The organism is Streptomyces sp. CLV115, assembly GCF_038448545.1.
Classification (GTDB): Bacteria; Actinomycetota; Actinomycetes; order Streptomycetales; family Streptomycetaceae; genus Streptomyces; species Streptomyces sanglieri.
Window position 1 is genome coordinate 1 of sequence record NZ_JBCEWQ010000114.1, and the last position, 21,287, is coordinate 21,287.

A 21,287-nucleotide genomic window follows, 5' to 3' on the forward strand; every position below is an offset into this window, starting at 1 on the left:
CCCACCCGCAGACCCCCCGGCCCCGTTCACCCCAGGCACACCCGGCGCCTCGGGCGCCCCTGGCGCACCCGGAAACGCATACACCCCCCACTCCGGCTCCGGATCCCGCGGCCCGAACAGCGCCGTCAGCCCGAGATGCACCGCCATCGCCCCCAGCGGCCAGGCCAGCAGCGCCCCCTTCGCCCGGAGCTGGAGCGGTGCGTCGAAGACCACGCCCTTGCCGACCGCCCGCGCGTGCGCGACGACGTCCTGGGTCGGCCCGAGCCACACCCCGAGCCGCCACGCCAGCAGCGAACCGAGCAGCCCGCCCAGCGCGAGACCCACCACCAGCGCGATGCCGCCGCGCCGCTGGAACCAGAAGACCAGTGCCGCGGAGAGCGCCCCGAAGGCCAGGCCCAGCAGCACGAACGTTCCGTCGGCGCCGATCGCCTCCTCGCCCTCGCTGTCGTTCAGGAAGACGGCGGTGCTGTCGGAGATGAGCGGAACCCTGGGCGCCAGCCACAGCCAGAGAAACCCGAGCGCGATGCCCGAAAAGGTCACCAGAGCGGTGACGATCGCGGCCTTCCGCAGATCCGACCCGCGGTCCTTCTCCTCCTGCGACTCCAGCAGGACCCCCGGGTAGTACCCACCGGCTCCACCCGGACCACCGGGCCGACCGGGCCCGCCGGATCCCCCCGGGCCACCCCAGTTCGGCGGGGTCTGCCAGGGATCGTTGGACGAGGGCTGGTGAGGCGGCGTCAGAGGTGCGGTCACCGTGCCATCGTGCCAGGCGCCCCCGCGCCGCGCCTCACCGGACCGCTGCCCTGCGGTACGCCCAGGTCGCCGCGGCCAGCGAGAGGACGCCGACCACCGCGCAGACGGCGAGGTCCAGCGCGACGACCGCCCAGTCCGGGTGGGCGTCGAAGGAACGGGCGAGCGCCTCGACACCGTAGGTGGAGGGCAGCAGATCGCGCGCCCAGCCGACCGGCGCCGGCATCCGGTCGGCGGGAAGCACACCGAGCAGCAGCGCCGCCGACATGCCCAGCTGGCCGAGCAGCGTGGCCAGCTCCTGCCGGGGCGCGAGCAGCCCCAGCGCCGCGCCCAGCCCCGAGAGCGCCGCCCCGGAGAGCGGGATGACGGCGACGAGCACCCACAGATGCGTCAGCGGCAGCCCGAACATCACGCTGCCGGCCACGGCCGTGACGATCGTGCCGGGCACGGTGAAGGAGGCGTACGCCCCCGCCGCGCCGAGCACCACCGCGGCGGGCGGCACCGGCAGGGTCGCGTAGTGGTCGAGCCCGCCGCCGGCCCGCAGCTGCCCGAAGTACTGGGCGAGGAGATTGAGCGCCACGAAGGCCACGACGAGAACGCTGGAGCCGGCGACGACGGCGCGTGCCTCGGAGCCGCCGTCGACCACCCCGCGCATCAGCACCATGATCCCGACGGACTGGAAGGTCGCGACGAAGAGCAGCGGGATGCGGGCGACCCTGGCCCTGGACAGCTGCGCACGGTAGACCGCCGCGAGCGAGGGGAACAGCCGGGCCCGCGGGGCGAGCGGCGCGGGCGCCGTCCCCTCGTGGCCGGAGCCGTCGCCGAGAAGACCCGCCGGGCCGTCCTGCGCGGTCCGGACGGGTCCGGTCACCGCCTGCGCGGGAACGATGCTCGTCACCTGGCGCTGCTCCTGTTCGCTGCCTGCCCGGCCACGCACCCGCACCCGGTCGTCCCGCCGCCCCCGGCCGTACTGCTCACCCCGGCCACCTCTCCGGCCCCGACCACCCCGTCGGCCCCCGTCATGACTTCACCAGTCCCTTGGCCGCGTCCCCGCCGAGCGCGAGATAGACGTCCTCCAGGCTGGGCGTGGCCAGCGTGAAGTCGTCGAGGGCGGCGAAGGCCGCGCCGCCGGTCACCGCGGCGACCGCGGCCCGCGCCTCGTCGGGTCCGAGCCGCAGCACCCAGCGCCGGCCGGACTCCTGGGCCGAGCCGCGCAGCGCGGCCACCTCGGGTACGTCGAGGGGCGCCCGGTCGCGCCACACCAGCTCCACCCGGACCTCGCCCGCGACGCGTTCCTTGAGCCCGGTCGGAGTGTCGCAGGCGATGACCCGGCCGCGTTCGATCACGGCGACCCGGTCGAGGACGGTCTCGGCCTCGATGACGTTGTGGGTGACGAGCAGCACCGTCGTGCCGCGCTCGGCCCGGCGCCGGTCCACGGCGGCCCAGACGGCGCGCCGGGCGACGGGGTCCATGCCGGTGGTCGGCTCGTCCAGCACCAGCACCGGCCGCTCCCCCACCAGCGCGGCGGCGAAGCAGGCCAGCCGCCGCTGGCCGCCGGAGAGCTTCTTCAGGGGGCGTCCGGCGATCTCGGTGAGGCCGAGCTCGCCGAGCACGGCGTCGCGTTCGGCGCGGGCGTCCGCCGCGGCGAGGCCGCGCAGCCGTCCGGTGGTCTCGGCGGCGAGCGACACGGTGAGCTCGTCGAGGGCGGTGGACTCCTGCCCGAGGTAGCCGATCAGCCGGGAGGCGCGCTCCGGGTGGCGCACGAGGTCGTGGCCCAGCACGTCGACGCTGCCGGAGTCGGGTCGCATCAGCCCGGTGAGCTGCCGTACCAGGGTGGACTTCCCGGCGCCGTTGGGGCCGAGGAGCCCGAAGATCTCGCCGCGCCGCACGTCCAGGCTGATCCCGTCGGTGGCGCGCACCTCGGGTGTGGCGGGGGTACCGCGGCGGCCGCGGGCCGCGCGATAGGTCTTGACCAGATCACGCACCGCGCACACGGTCCCGGTCGCCGGCTGCGCCTGTGCTGTGCCCGTACTCACGAGGTACGAGGGTACGGGGTCGGATGCCCCGTATTGCGCCCGGGGCCACGCCGGAGGGGCCGCGGGCGTGCCCGGAGCGCCCGCCCGCGGCCCGGCTCGGCCGTCAACCGGCGGACGGGGTCGTCCGCTCCGCCGCGGGGGTGTGCTCGGCGGCGGCCCGTACATCGATCTCCCGCCAGAATCCCGCCCGGATCGCGTAACGGTCGTGCTCGTCGATCTGGTCGTCCTTGTGGGCGAGCAGGCCGAACCGGGCCGCGTAACGCAGCAGCTCGCCGTCGATGCGGTGCGGGATGCGCGGATACATGGTCGAGAGCTTCTGCAGATGGACGGTCTCCGGGAGTCGCTCCATCCAGCGACGGGCGAAGACCTGGCCGACCTCGAAAGGGTCACCGCCGACGGTGGTGATGTCCTCCTCGCGGTCCGCCCAGCGCTGTTCGGCGCTGGTGAGCTGGGCCAGCGTCGGCAGCGAGGCGGTCTCGGCGGGCTCGCCCAGCGGTCCGCCGCGCTCCGCCCAGCTCTTGTCGGAGGACCAGCGCAGGGTCGCGCCGGCGGGCGAGGGCTGCGAGAGGTGCCGGTCGGGCTGGGCGGGCCCGCGCAGACTGCCCGCCAGGTCCTTGGGGGTGGGGACGCCCCGGCCGCCGTGCCCGGGTCGGTCGGGGCCGGTGCTCTCCTCGGGTGGTGTCGCGGCGCCGTTGGCGGCGGCCGCCGCCTGGGCCTCCGAGGCGCGCTCGGCGGAGGCGGCGAGGGCGGCCTCGGGCAGCGGCGCGGAGAGGATCGCGGCGATCTCCGGACGGGGCACGGGGGACGGGGCGCAGACGCCACCCGTCTCCTTGGCCCGTACCGCCTGGGTGATCCAGGCCCGGTCGAGCACCCTTCGCTCGTCGGCCTCGGCCACCAGGTCCTCGGACTGGTTGTAGTCGCCGTCGGCGGCCTGGACGGCCCACAGATGCACGGCGACGCCGTGTTCCTTGGCGGACATCAGGCCGGGCAGCAGATCGCCGTCGCCGGTCACCAGCACCACGTCGGAGCAGGCCCGGTTCCTGGCCAGTTCGGTGAGCTCGGCGTGCATCGCGGCGTCGACGCCCTTCTGCGCCCAGCGTCCGTCACTGCGGGTGAGGGCACCGAGCCGGACGGTGACCCTGGGCATCACGCGCAGTCTGCGGTGCTCGGGCTGCGGCACCCGGTCGGGGGCGCCGTCGAACCAGTAGATCCGCAGCAGCGGCTGCTCGGTGTCGGCCTCGGCCCGCTCGCGCAGGCCCCGGATGAGGGCCGCGTGGTCGACCGTGATGCGGGAACGGGCGGGCTCCCCGGCCAGCAGGCTCGCGGCTGCGCCCAGCAAGTAGCCGGCGTCCACCAGGACGACGCAACGGTCCACGCGATCCACCCTCTTCCAGAAGTTCGGGTGCGGTCTTTGCCAAGGGTTTCCTTCGAGTCTGCCCGACCGCGCAGGGCTTGACGGCCGGAACTCGATCATCGGCGTGGCGGATCCGGAAAACGGCGCGTCACGCACCCCCGCTACGCACGGTAATGATCCAACATGCACGGTCTGTCCCGCTATGTGAATCTGAACGCGGTCCTGGCCCCGAGAGTTTCCCGAGGAGGAACACCATGGCCAAGAACAAGAACCGCAAGCAGGGCAGCCAGCAGAACCGCGCGTCCGGTCCGGAGCGCGGTGCGGAAGAGACGAAGACGACCCCGTACGAGTCTCAGATACAGCCGCAGTCGCAGGCCCAGGGCAGCCCTGCCGATGTTGCCCGTAAGCACCAGCGGCGCTTCGGCCACAACTGACCGGAGACTTCTCCGGTCCGGTCGCGGGCCGGGTGACCGAGAGGGGCGCTCCCGCTTTCGCGGGGCGCCCCTCTCGTACGTCCGGTCCCGTGTCTCAGCCGGCCAGGCAGGACGGGCCGAGCAGCACCTTCAGGTCACCGAAGAGCGCCGGGTCGGGCTTGACCCGGTGCCGGTCGAGCCGGAGCACCGTGGTCTTGCGGGGGCCCTGGAGCCTGATCCGTACCTCGGTGTCGCCGCGGTGGCTGCTGAGGACCTCGCCGAGGCGGCTGACCATGGGCGGGGTGATCTTGACGGTGGGGATGGTCAGCACCACGGGGGCGTTGGTGCCGGCGTTGGAGATGTCGGGGACCTGCATCTCCATGGCGACCAGCCGAGGCACGTCCTCCCGCTTGTCGAGGCGTCCCTTGACGAAGACGACGGTGTCCTCGACGAGCTGGGTGGAGACCAGCTGGTAGGTGGCCGGGAAGAACATGCACTCGATGGAACCGGCCAGGTCCTCGACGGTGGCGATGGCCCAGGCGTTGCCCTGCTTGGTCATCTTGCGCTGGAGGCCGGAGATGATGCCTCCGACGGTGACGATGGCGCCGTCGGCGTGCTCGCCGCCGGTCAGCTGGGAGATCGAGGAGTCCGCCTTGTCGGACAGCACGTGCTCCAGGCCGAAGAGCGGGTGGTCGGAGACGTACAGCCCGAGCATCTCGCGCTCCTGGGCCAGCAGGTAGGACTTCTCCCACTCGATGTCGGAGAACTCCACGTCGAGCCCGAAGCCCGGCTCGTCGCTCTCCTCCTCGCCCATGCCGCCGAAGAGGTCGAACTGGCCCTCGGCCTCCTTGCGCTTGACCTGCACCACGTTGTCGATCATGGGTTCGTGGTGGGCGACCAGGCCCTTGCGGGTGTGGCCCATCTCGTCGAAGGCGCCGGCCTTGATCAGCGATTCGACGGTGCGCTTGTTGCAGACGACCGCCTCGACCTTGTCCAGGAAGTCGGGGAAGGTGCTGTACTTCCCCTTCGCCTTGCGGCACCGGATGATCGAGTCGACGACGTTCTGGCCGACGTTGCGCACGGCGGTGAGGCCGAAGAGGATCACGTCGTCGCCCTGGGCGGCGAAGTTCGACAGGGACTCGTTCACATTGGGCGGCAGCACCTTGATGCCCATGCGGCGGCACTCGTTGAGGTAGACCGCCGACTTGTCCTTGTCGTCCTTGACCGAGGTCAGCAGCGCCGCCATGTACTCGGCGGGGTAGTTCGCCTTGAGGTACGCGGTCCAGTAGGTGACCAGGCCGTACGCGGAGGAGTGCGCCTTGTTGAAGGCGTAGCCGGCGAACGGGACCAGCACGTCCCACAGCGCCTTGATCGCGGCGTCGGAGAAGCCCTTCTCCTTGGCGCCCGCCTCGAAGAGGACGAAGTTCTTCGCCAGTTCCTCGGGCTTCTTCTTGCCCATCACGCGGCGCAGGATGTCGGCCTCGCCGAGCGAGTAGCCGGCGACGATCTGGGCGGCCTTCTGCACCTGCTCCTGGTACACGATCAGGCCGTAGGTGAGGCCGAGGACCTCCTTGAGGGGCTCCTCCAGCTCCGGGTGGATCGGGGTGATCTCCTGGCGGCCGTTCTTGCGCTCGGCGTAGTTCGTGTGGGAGTTCATGCCCATCGGGCCCGGCCGGTACAGGGCCGAGACGGCGGAAATGTCCTCGAAGTTGTCGGGCTGCATCTGGCGCAGCAGGGAGCGCATCGGGCCGCCGTCGAACTGGAACACGCCGAGCGTGTCACCGCGGCAGAGCATCTCGTACGTCTTGGGGTCGTCCAGCGGGAGGCCGAGCAGGTCCAGCTTGACGCCCTTGTTGGACTCCACCATCTTCACGGCGTCGTCCATGATGGTGAGGTTGCGCAGGCCGAGGAAGTCCATCTTCAGCAGGCCGAGCGACTCGCACTGCGGGTAGTCCCACTGCGTGATGGTGACGCCGTCGGTGTGCCGGACCCAGATCGGGGCGTGGTCGACGATCGGCTCGCTGGACATGATGACGCCGGCGGCGTGCACGCCCATCTGGCGGACCAGGCCCTCGACGCCCTTCGCGGTGTCGATGACCTTCTTGACGTCCGGCTCGTTCTCGTACATCCCCCGGATCTCGCCCGCCTCGCTGTAGCGCGGGTGCTTGGGGTCGGTGATGCCGTTGAGGTCGATGCCCTTGCCGAGGACGTCGGCGGGCATGGCCTTGGTGAGCCGGTCACCCATCGCGTACGGGTAGCCGAGGACCCGGGCGGAGTCCTTGATGGCGTTCTTCGCCTTGATCTTTCCGTACGTGCCGATCATGGCGACCTTGTCGGCGCCGTACTTCTCCGTCACATACCTGATCACTTCGACGCGCCGGCGCTCGTCGAAGTCGATGTCGACGTCGGGCATGGAGACGCGCTCGGGGTTGAGGAACCGCTCGAAGATCAGTCCGTGCTCGATCGGGTCGAGGTCGGTGATGCCCATCGCGTACGCCACGATCGAACCGGCGGCGGAGCCTCGGCCGGGGCCGACCGCGATGCCGTTGTTCTTCGCCCACATGATGAAGTCGGCGACGACCAGGAAGTACCCCGGGAACCCCATCTGGATGATGATGTCCATCTCGTACTCGACCTGCTTCTGCCGGTCCTCGGGGACACCGCCCGGGAAGCGCCGGTTCATGCCGACGCGGACCTCTTCCTGGAACCAGGTGATCTCCGTGAAGCCGTCCGGGATGTCGAACTTCGGCATCAGGTCGCGCTTCTCGAACATGCCGGTGGTGTCGATCTGCTGCGCGACCAGCAGGGTGTTGGCGCAGCCCTCCTGCCAGGCGTCGGAGGAGTCGACGGCGTACATCTCGTCGGTCGTCTTGAGGTAGTAGCCGGTGCCGTCGAAGCGGAAGCGGTCCGGGTCGGAGAGGTTCTTGCCGGTCTGGATGCAGAGCAGGGCGTCGTGCGCGGTGGCCTCGTGCGCGTAGGTGTAGTGCGAGTCGTTGGTCACCAGCGGCGGGATGTTCAGCTTCTTGCCGATTTCGAGGAGCCCGTCACGGACCCGGCGCTCGATCTCGATGCCGTGGTCCATCAGCTCCAGGAAGTACTTGCCCTCGCCGAAGATGTCCTTGTAGTCGGAGGCGGCCTGGACGGCCTCGTCGAACTGGCCCAGCCGCAGCCGGGTCTGGACCTCGCCCGAGGGGCAGCCGGTGGACGCGATCAGGCCCTCGGACCACTGCGCGATGGTCTCCTTGTCCATGCGGGGCCACTTCTGCAGCCAGCCCTCGGCGTACGCGTCCGAGGACAGCTTGAAGAGGTTGTGCAGGCCCTTCGCGTTGGACGCCCAGATCGTCTTGTGGGTGTATCCACCGGAACCCGAGACGTCGTCGCGCTTCTGGTGCGGCTGCCCCCACTGGATCTTCCGCTTGTGCTTGCGCGACTCGGGGGCGACGTACGCCTCGATGCCGATGATCGGCGTGACGCCCGCCTTCTGCGCCGAGTGGAAGAAGTCGTAGGCCCCGTGCAGGTTGCCGTGGTCGGTCATCGCGATGTGCGACATGCCCATTTCATTACAGGCAGCGAACATGTCCTTGAGCCGCGCGGCACCGTCCAGCAGCGAGTACTGGGTGTGGACGTGAAGGTGCGTGAATGGCGGCTTGGTCACGGCGCTGTGCCTCCGGTGTGCCGGCGCGGCGCGGAACGCCTCCGTGAGGGGCGGCGGTCGGGCGACGGGCGGGCGGGCGATGACGGGCTGGGGGACAGCGTGGAAGTCTACGTCTTCGAGGTGACGGACGACGGGCACTCCCGGGTACGGTCACGCGTTGGAAGGGCGGGATCACTCGTCCCATTTGTCATGTACTTCGTCACGCACGTCAGGTACCAGGAGGCACCCAGAGATGTCGGAAGCGCAGACCGGCGCGGCGCAGCGCGGGGAGCAGATTCTTGAGGTCTTCGACACCGCTTTCGGGGAGCTGCTGGCCGCCGATCCGGCCGCCTTCCGGGTCAAGTTCCGCAAGATGGCGGGCTCGGCCTTCGCCTTCTACCGCGGCACGGCGTGCCTGTTCTACAACGACCTGGAGCGGGAGCGGCACGGCGGCCCGTACCTGGACGAGCGGACCGGCCGGGTGTGGATCCACGGCGATCTGCACGCGGAGAATTTCGGCACGTACATGGACGCCAACGGCCGGCTGATCTTCAACGTGAACGACTTCGACGAGGCGTACGTCGGCCCGTTCACCTGGGACCTCAAGCGGTTCGCCGCCTCCGTCGCCCTGATCGGGTACGCGAAGGCGCTGGGTGACGACCAGATCAGCGAGCTGGTGCGGGTCTACGCCACCGCCTACCGGGAGCGGATCCACGCGCTGGCGACGGGCGCGAAGAACGACGAACTGCCGCCGTTCACGCTGGACACCGCCGAGGGTCCGCTGCTGGACGCGCTGCGTGACGCCCGCTCGCTGACCCGGTTCTCGCTGCTGGACTCGATGACGGAGATCCGGGACTTCGAGCGCCGGTTCGCCCCGGGCGGCGGCTCCGTCGATCTGGACGCGGCGACGCGCTACAAGGTGCTGGCGGCCTTCGACGGCTATCTGGAGACGCTGCCGGAGTCGAGCCTGACCCGCCCGGACTCGTACCGGGTGAAGGACGTCGTCGGCCGTCGTGGCATCGGCATCGGTTCGGCCGGGCTGCCCTCGTACAACATCCTCCTGGAGGGCAACAGCGACGCCCTGGAGAACGATGTGGTGATCTACCTCAAGCAGGCCCAGACGCCCGCCGTCTCCCGGCACATCACCGACGCCGCGGTGCGCGGCTACTTCCAGCACGAGGGTCACCGCACCGTGATCTCGCAGCGCGCCCTGCAGGCGCACGCCGACCCGTGGCTGGGCTGGACCGAGCTGGACGGGGCGGGGCAGCTGGTCGCCGAGGTGTCCCCGTACGCGGTCGACCTGGACTGGTCCGACATCGACGAGCCGGAGGAGATCGCGGCGGTCGTCGCCGATCTCGGCCGGGCGACGGCGACGATGCACTCCGCGGCGGACGACGAGAGCGGCCACTCGCTGGTGCCGTTCTCCACCGAGCGGGCGATCGACGCGGCGATCGCGGCCGACGAGGAGGGCTTCGCCGAGCTGCTGGTGGACTTCGCCCACAGCTACGGCGCCCGGGCCCGGGCCGACCACCAGATCTTCGTGGATCTCTTCCGCAACGGCCGTATTCCGGGGCTGTAGCAGGGCATCCGTCGAGGCGGCGGGGGATTTACTGAAGCTCGGCCGACCTTGCGGCAACCAGCGGCGGTTGGCTGGATTTCTCCCTCGCCCACTCTGCAAAAAAGTCCCTTGGCGTCACATTTTCCGCCTTGTACTGTCGCCGGTGTTGATCTTGACCAGTCATCAAGGAGGAACCCCGTGAATCGTCGAGTCACACTGGCGGCTGCCGCCTGCATAGCCGCTGGTGCCTCTCTTCTCGCTGCGCCCGCTCACGCGACCGAGCGCGACACGTCCGTGCAGGCCTCGCCGAACGTTTCGGTTACCAGCAGCGACAGAGTCAAGTGCACCGACATGAGCAACGGGCAGCTCTGCATCAACCTGGGCGCGGACCCGTCGCGCATCGTTGTCTTCTACACCAAGAAAAGTGGCTCGACCATCAAGGCGAAGCTCGGCTTCCGCACAAGCGGCACCCCCGATTGGAGCGCGACAAAGACCATCAGTGTCAGCGAGCGGGCGGCGGCCACCTGGAACATGAGCTACCCCTGTGGCAAGAAGTACGTGGGCCTGATCAAGGTTGAAGGACAGGGAACTTTTGAAACCCCGGCGGCAACCCCGCCCTGCGGCTGACAGTTCGCGGAAAATCGATCCGTCGCCTCTCCGTGAACTGACAGGTCCGTGACCGGAAGGGTCCACCGAAAAGCCCCGGCATGCCGGGCCGTGCGGTGCGTCGTGGGACCGGACGTGACTGTGCGGCGGGACGCGCGCTGCCCGGCGCCGCAGCCCCGTGGACCCTTCCGCTCACCACACCGGTGGCGCTCCGGACCGGTATGGATGCCGGTGTGCCGCGCCGGTGGACGGGGGCAGTGCCGCCCTCGGAGCGAGCGGTCCGGGACCTGTTTCATCCAGCGCACAGGTTGGCATGGCACACTCCTGAACAATGGACATATCCGGGACGCAGCTCAGAGTCGTTCGCGCGGCGCTTTTCACAGCGCTCGTCGTGACGCTCTCCGTGACGTCCCATGTGCTGCTCTCCCGGGTCCCGTTGCCGCTGGCCGCCGTCGCCCTGCTGGCCGGCGCGGTCTTCGCGGTGGCGTACGCGCTGGCCGGCCGGGAGCGGGGCTTCGGGGCGATCGCCGGACTGCTGGTCCCGCTGGAGCTGGCAGCCGACACCTTCTTCACCACCGGTCAGCACGTCTGTTACGGCGCGGCCGGCGGCCCGATCGCGGGGCCGCTGCGTTCGGTCGGCGTCGAGGTGCTGTGCGGCGGTGCGGTCGGCACCGGGGCGGCCCGGACGGGTGCCGAGGGCACCCCGTTCGCCTCGGTGGCCGACGCCGGGCACCCCACAGCCGCGCTGCTGGCCTCGCCCGGCCCCGCGGTGCCGTGGCTGCTGCTTGCCGCGCATGTGACAGTCGGGCTGCTCGCCGCGGCCTGGCTGCGGCGGGGCGAGTCCGCGCTGGCCCGTCTGCTGGAGGCGGCCGCCGCCCTGGCGTTCCGGCCGCTGCTGATCGCGGTCACCGTGGTCGGTACGGCCCGCCGCCCGGCCCGCCGCCGTACCCGGCCCGCCGGGCACGGCCCGCACCTGCTCGTACACGCCCGTCTGCTCGTGCACTCCGTGGGACGCAGGGGACCACCGCGCTCGGCCTTCACCATCGCCTGAGCACGTACATCCCCTGGCACATTCCTCACCCCATGGAGACACGGACATGAGCAAGCGCAACACCCAGGCCAACAAGGCAGCGGCCCGCGAGCGACTGCGCGCCGAGCGCGAGCGCCAGGCCAAGAAGGACAAGACCCGCCGGCAGATCATCGTCGGCGTCTCGATCGTCGGTGTGCTGGCCGTCGTGGGTGGCGTCACCTGGGGCGTCATGCAGTTGAACAAGCCGTCCCACTGGGAGGCGGCCAAGGACGCGAAGAGCGTCACCGCGCCCAAGAACACCTCGGGCAAGAACGGCACCACCGTCGTCATCGGCAAGTCGACCGCCAAGAAGACCCTGGAGCTGTACGAGGACTCGCGCTGCCCGATCTGCGGAACGTTCGAGCAGTCCATCGGCGAGACGGTGCACAAGGACGTCGACGCCGGCAAGTACAAGATCAAGTACGTCGGTGCCACGTTCATTGATGGCATGGCCGGCGGCGAGGGCTCGAAGAACGCGCTGAGCGCGCTCGGTGCGGCGCTCGACGTCAGCCCCGACGCCTTCCTCGACTACAAGGCAGCGCTCTACTCCGCGAAGTACCACCCGGAGGAGACCGTGGACAAGTTCAAGGACGACTCCTACCTGATCAAGGTCGCCGACACGGTGGACGCGCTGAAGGGCAACGCCGCCTTCCAGAAGAACGTCAAGGACGGCACGTTCGACAGCTGGGCGATGAAGATGTCGGCGGCGTTCGAGGACAGCGGCGTGCGGGGCACCCCGACGCTGAAGATGGACGGCAAGACGCTCACCGACGGCAAGAGCGAGAACGCTCCGATGACGGTGGAGGACTTCAACACCGCGATCACGGCCGCGCTGAAGGGCTGACCGGCCGGCGACATCCGGGCAGCGGCTCCCCGACGGGCAGGCGAACTTCCTTCGTTCGCCTGCCCGTTCGGCTTACCGGTCAGTAGGGTGCTGCTCCGTGACCAGTCGACATCTTCCCCCGCCGCTCTCCGCCCCCAGCCGCCGCACGGTCGTCAAGGCCGCTGCCGCCACCGCCGTCGCGGCCCCGGTGCTGGGCTCCGCCACCGCCGCCCGCGCCGCGGACGGCCCCGCCTTCCTGCACGGCGTCGCCTCCGGCGATCCGCTTCCCGACGGCATCCTGCTGTGGACCCGCGTCACCCCGTCCCCCGACGCGATACCCGGTTCGGGCCGCGGCGCGGACACGGCGGTGCGCTGGGAGGTCGCCGAGGACAGGGACTTCTCCCGGGTCGTCGCCCACGGCACGACCGTCGCGAGGGCCGCGTCCGACCACACGGTCAAGGCCGATGTGCGGGGCCTGGCCCCCGCCACCGCGTACTGGTTCCGCTTCTCGGCGGGCGAGGGGACGCAGACCGTCTCCCCGGCCGGCCGCACCCGGACGGCTCCGGCGGCCGGTGCCGCCACGCCCGGCGTGCGCTTCGGCGTGGTGTCCTGCGCCAACTGGGAGGCCGGGTACTTCTCCCCGTACCGCCACCTCGCCGCCCGCGCCGACCTGGACGCGGTGCTCCACCTCGGGGACTACATCTACGAGTACGCGTCGGGCAGTTACCCGGACGCGAAGTACGTCGTACGGCAGCACGAGCCCAGGCACGAGATCCTCACGCTCGCCGACTACCGCACCCGGCACGCCACGTACAAGACGGACCCCGATCTCCAGACGCTGCACGCCACGCACCCGGTGATCGCGATCTGGGACGACCACGAGTTCGCCAACGACGCCTGGTCGGGCGGGGCCGAGAACCACACGCCGGGCACCGAGGGCGCCTGGGCGGACCGGGTCGCGGGCGCCAAGCAGGCGTACTTCGAGTGGATGCCGGTCCGCGCCTCCACCGAGGGCACCGTCTACCGGCGGCTGCGCTTCGGCAACCTGGCCGAGCTCCACCTCCTCGACCTGCGCAGCTTCCGCTCCCAGCAGGCGGGGATCGGCAGCGGCGCGGTCGACGACCCGGAGCGCAGCATCACCGGGCGGGCGCAGCTGGACTGGCTGAAGTCGGGGCTGGCCGGCTCGGACGCCGCCTGGAAGCTGGTCGGCACGTCGGTGATGATCTCGCCGGTCGCGTTCGGTTCCCTGCCGGCCCATCTGCTGGAGCCGCTGGCCGGGTTGCTGGGGCTGCCCAAGGAGGGCCTGGCCGTCAACGTCGACCAGTGGGACGGCTACACGGACGACCGCAAGGAGCTGATCACCCACCTGCGGGACCGGTCGATCACCAATACGGTCTTCCTGACCGGTGACATCCACATGGCCTGGGCCAACGACGTGCCGGTGAAGGCGGCTACGTATCCGCTCTCCGCCTCGGCCGCCACGGAGTTCGTGGTGACCTCGGTGACCTCGGACAACATCGACGACATCCTGCACGTGGCACCGCAGACGGTCTCGGTGGTCGCGGCAGCCGCGGTGAAGGCCGCCAACCGCCATGTGAAGTGGGTGGACATGGACTCGCACGGCTACGGCGTCCTGGACGTGACAGCCGAGCGCTCGCAGATGGACTACTACGCCGTCTCCGACCGGACGAAGCGGGACGCGACCTCCGCCTGGACGCGTTCGTACCGGACACTGAGCGGGACGCAGAAGGTCGAGCGGGTGGACCACCCGGTGCTCTGAGGCGCTATTTTCGGCCACTCCCCCATATGTTGACGGCACATTACGTCGCTACGGCGGGTGGCGTGTCCCATGGACCGAATAGGGACACACCACCCGCCGAGGTAACGCCTACGGTTACGTCGCCGTCTCAAACTCTGGAACACAAAGAAGATTCCGCCCGGTTTCCACCCTTTGGCGACGAGCCGATTGGGCCTGATCATTCCTCCTCGGGACCTGACATGCGCACGTAATCTCCCGGCGGCGGGTGAGGAAATACCTCCCCCACACATCCGCGAGGAGTCCACGTGCGCGCTCTTGTCCGTATATCGCCGCGTATGCGAAACCGTGCGATCGGCACCGCCGTCCTGGCCGGAACCCTGGCCCTGGCACCGCTCTCCGCTCCTTCCGGCTCCGCCGCCTCGGCCGCCCCCAAGAGCTCCGCGTCCGCCGCCCAGAAGTGCGGGGACGAGGCCGGCGCCGGCGCCACGGCACGCGAGGCCCGCCCCGCGGGCGCCGCCCACACCGACGACCCCAATGAGCTGACCGCGAGCCAGGCCAAGGCCATGGACGCGCAGTTGAAGCAGAGACTCGCGGACCGCCGGGTCAGCGGCCCCTCGCTCGCCGCGGGCGCGACCATCCCGGTCTACTTCCACGTCGTGCACTCCGGGACGACCGGCAAGCTCAGCGCCGCCGCGATCAGCAGCCAGCTGAACGTCCTGAACGCCGCCTACAGCGGACAGGGCTCGGGCAACACGAACTCCGGCTTCCAGTACACGCTGGCCGGCACGGACTACACGGACAACAGCTCCTGGTACAACGGCGTCTCCCCCGGCTCCGCCGCCGAGACGGCCATGAAGTCCTCGCTGCGCAAGGGCGGCGCGAACGCCCTCAACATCTACACCGCCAACCTCGGCGGCGGCCTGCTGGGCTGGGCCACCTTCCCCAGCTCGTACAAGTCCGCCCCCTCGGACGACGGGGTCGTCATCCTCGACGCCTCGCTGCCCGGCGGCTCCGCCACCCACTACAACGAGGGCGACACCGCCACCCACGAGGTCGGCCACTGGATGGGGCTCTACCACACCTTCCAGGGCGGCTGCAACGGCAACGGCGACTACGTCTCCGACACCCCGGCCGAGAAGAGCGCCGCGTACGAATGCCCGACCGGGCGCGACACCTGCACCAACAAGACCGGGGTCGACCCGATCCACAACTTCATGGACTACACCTACGACTCGTGCATGACCCAGTTCACCGCGGGCCAGGTCCAGCGGATGAGCGACAGCTGGACCGCGTACCGGGGCTGACCCGTCCGAGGGGCCCCTCACGCGGGGCCCCTCGCTCCGTCACAGCGTGGCGAGGAAGCCGAACGCGACCTTCCAGGCCAGCTCGGCCGACGCCCGGTCGAAGTCGGGCAGTTCGGGGTCCGTGAAGAGATGGCCGGCGCCCGGGTAGCGGTAGATCTCGACGTCGGCGCCGGTCCGCTGCATCTGCAGGTACCAGGAGTTCAGCCAGTCGTGCGTCTCGAACGGGTCCGGGTCGGCGACGTGCAGCTGTACGGGCAGCTCGTCCACGGACGCGTTCTCGGCGATGTCCGAGGTGCCGTGGAACATCAGCAGGCCACGCGCCTTCTCGTCGCCGAGTGCCAGGGTCTGCGCAGTGGAGGCGCCGAACGAGAAGCCCGCGTACACCAGGCCCCGGTCGGAGTAGGGCGCGGCGGCCAGCACGGCCCGCCTGAGCAGTTCGTCCTTGCCGACCTCTTCCTTGAAGGCGAGGCCCTCCTCGACGGTTTCGAACGTGTGCCCCTCGAAGAGGTCGGGCACCTGTACCTCGTGCCCGGCGGCACGAAGCCGGTCGGCCGCCGCGTGCACCGCGGGGCGCAGACCGTACGTCGAGTGGAAAAGCATGATGTTCATGAGTCCCATGGTGCCAGCTACGGTCGGAGGCATGGAGAACGACGGGATGGAGAACGTGCTGCGCCCGCTGATCGTCGTCGGCGGCTCGGTCCTGATCACGCTGCTGGTCGGCTGGCTGGTCGACCTGCTGCTCAGACGGGCCGACGGCCGGCGCCCCGACACCCCGTTGTGGGGGCTGCTGCGGCGCTGCCGGATACCGCTCCAGCTGACGCTGTGCGCGGCGCTGCTGCGGGGCTCGTACACCCACACCCGGCTCGAATTGATCAGGGATCACCGGACGGGGATCGGTCAGGTCCTGTCGCTGGTGCTGATCGGGGCCTCGGCCTGGCTGGTGGTGCGGATCGCGACGGCCGTCGTGGACTCCCTCTACGCGAGGTACGCCGCGAACACCCCCGATCCGGCGCGGGTGCGGCGGGTCCGTACCCAGGTGACGCTGATCCAGCGGGTGGTCACCGCGATCGTGGCGGTGGTCGCCATCGGCGCGATGCTGCTGACGTTCCCGGCGATGCGGACGTTCGGCACCTCGATGCTGGCGTCGGCCGGGGTGCTCGGCATCGTCGCGGGCGTGGCCGCCCAGTCGACGCTCGGCAATCTCTTCGCGGGGCTGCAGATCGCCTTCGGCGACATGGTGCGCATCGGTGACACGGTGGTGGTGGACGGCGAGTGGGGCACGATCGAGGAGATCACGCTGACCTTCCTCGCGGTGCGGACCTGGGACGAGCGGCGGATCACGATGCCGGTCTCGTACTTCACCAGCAAGCCGTTCGAGAACTGGTCGCGCGGCGGTGCGCAGATGACCGGCTCGGTCTTCCTGCACCTGGACCACTCGGCCCCGATCGAGGCGATGCGCGAGCAGCTGCGGGACATCCTGGGCGAGTGCGCCGCCTGGGACGGCCGTGACTGGTCCCTGGCCGTCACCGACACCACGCCGTCGACGATGCTGGTCCGCGCGGTGGTCACGGCGAAGGACGCGGGCGACATCTGGACGGTGCGCTGCGCCGTACGGGAACAGCTCATCGGCTGGCTGCGCGACCACCATCCGTACGCGCTGCCGAAGATCGCGACGGCGCCCGCGGCGCTTTTGCCCGGGACGTGGACGGAGCAGCACCGCCCGGTGCACGAGAAGCCGTCGGACCGGGACAGATCACCGCGCACCGGACTCGGCTGACGGCGACGGCCGGCGGGGCGGCGGACAACGGGGCGGCCGTCTTGCCCACCCGCCTCACCGCAGGCTGCGGACGTCCAGCTGACGCAGTACCCGGTCGACGATCTCCGGGTCCGCCCCGGCCTCGTTGCGGGCCGAGAGCACCGCGTGGCGGGCGGCCGACATCATCTCGCGCTGGACCCGGCTGACCGCCTTGAAGCGCTCGGCCCGCTTCGCGTACGCCTCGCGGCGCTCGTCGTCGACCATGTCGGGACTGATCCGCGCCCCCACGTCGTACGCCAGCCGCTGGAGCCGCTCGGTGACCTCGTCCGGGAACTCCTCGACCTCCTGGATCTCCCTGAGGCGCTGCTTCGCGGCCTTCGCGGCGCGGATCGCGAGCTCCTTCTCCAGTGCCTCCTCGGCGTCCGTGTCCGCCTTGACCCGGAGCTTGCGGACCAGCCACGGCAGGGTGAGCCCCTGGACGACGAGCGTGGCCATGATCACCGCGAAGGCGATGAAGACGATCTCGTCGCGGCCCGGGAACGGCTTCCCGTCGTCCGTCTTCAGCGGGATCGCCAGCGCCAGCGCGACCGAGGCCACTCCGCGCATCCCGGCCCACCACATGACGACGGTCTCCCGCCAGCTGGTGGGGATCTCCTCGCTGACGTCGCGCCGGGTGTGCAGCCGCTTGGCGAGCCAGGTGGCCGGCAGCAGATACAGCAGCCGCACACCGACGACGACCACGACCACGGCGAGTCCCCAGCCCAGCATCTGGAGTTCGCGCCCGTCCGCCGTGCCGAAGACGTTGTGCAGTTCGAGCCCGATCAGCCCGAAGGCGACGCCGGTGACGAGGGTGTCGACGATCTCCCAGAAGGTGCGGCCGGTGAGCCGCCCGAGGACGTCGTCGGCGTCGGCGGTGTGCTCGGCGAGGAAGAGCGCGGTGGTCAGCACGGCGAGGACGCCCGAGCCCATCAGCTCCTCCGCCAGCACATAGCTCACGAACGGCACCAGCAGGGTCAGGCCGACCTGGAGCGTGGCGTCGCCGAGCAGCCCCATGAGCTTGATGGTGAGCCAGCCGAGCACCAGCCCCACCGCCACGGCCACCACCGCGGAGAGGATCAGCAGCCCGAACGCCTCCGGGAGCGAGAAGCTGCCGCTCACCGCGGCGGCGATCGCCACGTGGTACAGCACGATCGCGGTCACGTCGTTGAACAGCCCCTCGCCCTCCAGGATGGAGACGAGCCTGCGCGGCAGCCCGACCGATCCGGCGACGGCCGTCGCCGCGACCGGGTCGGGCGGCGCGACGAGCGCGCCGAGCGCCACGGCCGCGGCGATCGGCAGCCCGGGGACGATCGCGTTGGCGACCGCGGCGACCGCGGCCGTCGTGACGAAGACCAGCGCCACGGCCAGCAGAAAGATCGGTCGTTTATTGGCGGCGAACTGCCGCCAGGAGGTTCGCTGCACGGAGGCGTAGAGCAGCGGCGGCAGCAGCGCCGGAAGGATGATCTCGGGCGGGATGTCCACATTCGGCACGAAGCTGAGGAAGGCCATTCCGACCCCGGCGAGCGTCATCAGCACCGGCGCGGGCAAGCCGAGACGCTCCCCCAGTGGCACCGTGACCACAGCCCCGAGCAACAGCAGGAGGAGCAGTGCCATTTGGTCCACGGGGTGCCTTCCGGAGCGCGGCGCGCCGATCTCCGTGATCGGCGGATCTGGGTTAAAAGCCTGCCACGCAGGGCCCGCAATCCAGACAACACCCCCCGATTCCCGCCCCCTGGAACGACATTCCTCCGATGTATCTGCGGTCGAACCCCTTCCACTGCACCTTCGGGGCAGGCAGTATGCGGCGTGCGTGATTCAAGGACAAGAACTCTCACCACGTACATGACTGGCAGGAGAGACCCTGTGACCGCGTTCTCCCGAAGGCATTTCGTCTCCACCGCCGCCGCCGGAACATCCGCGCTCTGGCTGGCCGGCTCCCCCACCTCCTGGGCGGCGGCCGGCCCCGTACCGACGGAGCGTCCGGACATCGACATCCACGAGCGGACCGTCCGCGACGCCGCCATGACCTGGCGCACGCTCCCCACCAGCTGGCAGGAGGCCCCGTTCCTCGCCAACGGCCGCCTGGGCGCGCAGCTGTACGCCGGAACGGCCGCGAACACGCTGAAGCTGATGATCAGTCACAGCCAGGTGCAGGACCAGCGCGGCCAGTGGCGCGGCGGCATCGGCTTCTCCCGCCTCCCCATCGGGTACTTCACCCTGACCCTGGCCGGGGAGATCACCGCCGTCGACTGGACGCTGGACCTGTACGACGCCGAGCTGCGCGGCACCGTCACCACCACCCGGGGCTCGCTGGCCCTCTCCGCCCTGGTCCACAACGACACCGGCGCCCTGCTGGTCTCCACCCGCCCCACCCCCGGCGAGGAGTCCGCGGCCTGGAGCTTCCAGTGGCTGCGGGCCGCCACCACCCGTACCAGCGGCAGGCCCGAGGACTACACACCCAATCCGGACCCCCGCACCGGCGACGGCTTCGTCGAGCAGCCCCTGCTGGCCGGCGGCGGCTGGACCACGGCCTGGCGCGAGCGGCGCGAGGGCACCGGCCGGCTGCTCGCCGCGCACCTCGTGTACCGCTTCCCCGGCCGGGTGTCCGAGGCGACGGCCGACGCGCTGCGGGCCGTGGACCGCACCCTGGCCACCGCCCCGGACCGGCTGGTGGAACGTCACCGGCGCTGGTGGCACGCGTACTACCGGCGCAGCTTCCTCTCCGTGCCGGACAAGCGGCTGCAGAGCTTCTACCTCATCCAGCTCTACAAGCTCGCCGCGTCGACCAGGGCCGACGGCCCGACGATCTCCGAATGGGGCCCCTGGTTCCCCGAGGTCGGCAACAACTGGACCGCGGTCTGGTGGAACCTCAACGTCCAGATCGGCATGGCCCCGATCCACGGCTCCAACCACCCCGAACTCGACTCGGTGACAGGCGCGTTCCGCCGCTTCGAGCACAACCTCCCCGCCTCGGTCCCGGCCGACCACCGCGACGGCGAGAGCTACGCGCTGGGCCACCCCTCCGACTGGCAGCTGCGCGCGGGCGACACCTACGACGTCGGCGCCCCCGGCTCGTCCCACGTCTCCGACAACTTCGGCAATCTCACCTGGGCCCTGCACAACGTCTGGCAGTCCTACCGCCACTCCATGGACCTGTCGGTGCTGCGCGACGTGGTGTATCCGATCCTCGCCAGGGCCGTCAACTTCTACGCGCACTTCCTGCACGAGGGCCCGGACGGCAGGCTGCATCTGCTGGAGACCCGCTCCCCCGAGTACGCCAACGCCGAGGACTGCACCTACGACCTCTCGCTGATCCGCTGGGGAGTGCGCACCCTGATCGCCTCGGCGCGGCTGCTGCGCAACGACGATCCGCGGCTGAGGCGCTGGCAGGACATCGAGCGGCGCCTGACCCCGTACGCCGAGGACCCGGCGGCCGGCGTCATGATCGGCAGGGACGTCCCGCTGGCGGGCTCGCACCGGCACCATTCGCACCTGCTGTGGCTGTACCCGCTGCGCGAACGGAACTGGGACCGGGCGGGCGACCGCGAGGTGATGCGGCGCTCCATGGACCACTGGGTCTCCATGCAGGAGCTGTGGCACGGCTACAGCTACGCCACCGCCTCGTCCATGTACTCGGTGGTGGACGAGCCGGAGAAGGCCCTCGACTTCCTGACCTTCTTCACCGGTCTGAACGTGGTCGCGGACTGTGCGATGACGGTCAACACGATGTACCGGGAGGGCAGGAACCTGGCCCTGGAGAGCCCGCTGTCCGCCGCCCGGTCGATGCTCGACATGGTGGTGCAGAGCCACGAGGGGGTGGTGAAGGTCTTCCCGTCCGTCTCGGAGCGCTGGGCGGACGCCTCGATCGCGTCGCTGCGCACCCAGGGCGCCTTCCTGGTGGACGCGGACCGCTCGGGCGGTGCCACGCGCTGGGTGCGGGTGCGCAGCGAGGCGGGCGCACCGCTGACCCTGGACCACTCGGTCACGGGCCGGATCGAGGTACGGGACGCGCACGGGCGCCCGCTGCGCTGGCGGGAGACCGGGCCGGGCCGGATCACGCTCGCCCTGCCGCGCGGCGCCACGGCGGTGATCACTCCGCGGGGCGCGCCCCGCCCGCGGACGGTCCCGCGCGACGTGCCGTCGAACGGCACGTGGACCCGCTGGGGCCTGCCGGAGTAGGGCAGCC

At 70.5% G+C, this 21,287-nt stretch carries 16 protein-coding genes; 9 read left to right on the plus strand and 7 right to left on the minus strand.

Translation table 11 applies throughout. The annotated features are described in order from the left end of the window. From AADR41_RS29960 to AADR41_RS29975, 4 genes are all read right to left on the minus strand, one after another. Positions 1 to 753, minus strand: a 753-nt coding sequence (locus AADR41_RS29960) for an ABC transporter permease (protein ID WP_342284604.1), incomplete at its 3' end; no start/stop codon positions are given. Between the two features lie 34 nt (positions 754 to 787). Then, complete coding sequence (locus AADR41_RS29965) at positions 788 to 1,516, minus strand: ABC transporter permease (RefSeq protein WP_342284632.1); 729 nt, start codon at positions 1,514 to 1,516, stop codon at positions 788 to 790. 253 nt (positions 1,517 to 1,769) lie between these two features. Continuing rightward, positions 1,770 to 2,744, minus strand: a complete 975-nt coding sequence (locus AADR41_RS29970) for an ABC transporter ATP-binding protein (RefSeq protein ID WP_342284634.1) — start codon at positions 2,742 to 2,744, stop codon at positions 1,770 to 1,772. A gap of 145 nt (positions 2,745 to 2,889) precedes the next feature. After that, positions 2,890 to 4,170 carry an NYN domain-containing protein gene (locus AADR41_RS29975; protein ID WP_342284605.1) on the minus strand — a complete coding sequence of 427 codons (1,281 nt, stop codon included), beginning with the start codon at positions 4,168 to 4,170 and terminating at the stop codon, positions 2,890 to 2,892. 224 nt (positions 4,171 to 4,394) lie between these two features. Between AADR41_RS29975 and AADR41_RS29980 the strand changes: the two genes are divergently transcribed. Next, positions 4,395 to 4,574: a hypothetical protein gene (locus AADR41_RS29980; protein ID WP_342284606.1), complete on the plus strand. Its 180-nt coding sequence runs from the start codon at positions 4,395 to 4,397 to the stop codon at positions 4,572 to 4,574. A 94-nt stretch (positions 4,575 to 4,668) separates the two neighbouring features. On the opposite strand, the gene dnaE is transcribed toward AADR41_RS29980, so the two are convergent. Next, positions 4,669 to 8,208 carry a DNA polymerase III subunit alpha gene (dnaE, locus tag AADR41_RS29985; RefSeq protein WP_342284607.1) on the minus strand — a complete coding sequence of 1,180 codons (3,540 nt, stop codon included), beginning with the start codon at positions 8,206 to 8,208 and terminating at the stop codon, positions 4,669 to 4,671. A gap of 232 nt (positions 8,209 to 8,440) precedes the next feature. Between dnaE and AADR41_RS29990 the strand changes: the two genes are divergently transcribed. The 6 genes from AADR41_RS29990 to AADR41_RS30015 all read left to right on the plus strand — a co-directional run bounded on the left by AADR41_RS29990 (position 8,441) and on the right by AADR41_RS30015 (position 15,306). Continuing rightward, on the plus strand, positions 8,441 to 9,766 hold the full coding sequence (locus tag AADR41_RS29990) for a DUF2252 domain-containing protein (protein ID WP_342284608.1): 1,326 nt from the start codon (positions 8,441 to 8,443) through the stop codon (positions 9,764 to 9,766). 177 nt (positions 9,767 to 9,943) lie between these two features. After that, a complete protein-coding gene (locus AADR41_RS29995; protein ID WP_342284609.1) occupies positions 9,944 to 10,372 on the plus strand; it encodes a hypothetical protein in 429 nt (142 codons plus the stop codon). A gap of 310 nt (positions 10,373 to 10,682) precedes the next feature. Next, positions 10,683 to 11,402, plus strand: coding sequence for a hypothetical protein (locus tag AADR41_RS30000; RefSeq protein WP_342284610.1), 720 nt, complete (start codon positions 10,683 to 10,685; stop codon positions 11,400 to 11,402). Positions 11,403 to 11,448: 46 nt separating this feature from the next. Further along, on the plus strand, positions 11,449 to 12,264 hold the full coding sequence (locus AADR41_RS30005; RefSeq protein ID WP_342284612.1) for a thioredoxin domain-containing protein: 816 nt from the start codon (positions 11,449 to 11,451) through the stop codon (positions 12,262 to 12,264). A gap of 97 nt (positions 12,265 to 12,361) precedes the next feature. Beyond that, on the plus strand, positions 12,362 to 14,023 hold the full coding sequence (locus tag AADR41_RS30010) for an alkaline phosphatase D family protein (protein ID WP_342284614.1): 1,662 nt from the start codon (positions 12,362 to 12,364) through the stop codon (positions 14,021 to 14,023). Between the two features lie 314 nt (positions 14,024 to 14,337). Continuing rightward, positions 14,338 to 15,306, plus strand: a complete 969-nt coding sequence (locus AADR41_RS30015; protein ID WP_342284616.1) for a zinc metalloprotease — start codon at positions 14,338 to 14,340, stop codon at positions 15,304 to 15,306. Between the two features lie 39 nt (positions 15,307 to 15,345). Here AADR41_RS30015 and AADR41_RS30020 read toward each other — a convergent pair whose 3' ends face one another. Beyond that, a complete protein-coding gene (locus AADR41_RS30020) occupies positions 15,346 to 15,924 on the minus strand; it encodes a dienelactone hydrolase family protein (RefSeq protein WP_342284618.1) in 579 nt (192 codons plus the stop codon). Positions 15,925 to 15,961: 37 nt separating this feature from the next. On the opposite strand from AADR41_RS30020, the gene AADR41_RS30025 reads away from it, so the two are divergent. Beyond that, a complete protein-coding gene (locus tag AADR41_RS30025; protein WP_342284636.1) occupies positions 15,962 to 17,083 on the plus strand; it encodes a mechanosensitive ion channel family protein in 1,122 nt (373 codons plus the stop codon). Positions 17,084 to 17,137: 54 nt separating this feature from the next. Here the strand turns inward: AADR41_RS30025 and AADR41_RS30030 are convergent, their stop codons facing one another. Continuing rightward, positions 17,138 to 18,724, minus strand: a complete 1,587-nt coding sequence (locus tag AADR41_RS30030) for a Na+/H+ antiporter (protein ID WP_342284620.1) — start codon at positions 18,722 to 18,724, stop codon at positions 17,138 to 17,140. Between the two features lie 240 nt (positions 18,725 to 18,964). Here AADR41_RS30030 and AADR41_RS30035 point away from each other — a divergent pair, with 240 nt between their 5' ends. Continuing rightward, positions 18,965 to 21,280 carry a glycosyl hydrolase family 95 catalytic domain-containing protein gene (locus AADR41_RS30035; protein ID WP_342284622.1) on the plus strand — a complete coding sequence of 772 codons (2,316 nt, stop codon included), beginning with the start codon at positions 18,965 to 18,967 and terminating at the stop codon, positions 21,278 to 21,280. The last annotated feature ends 7 nt before the right edge of the window (positions 21,281 to 21,287 follow it).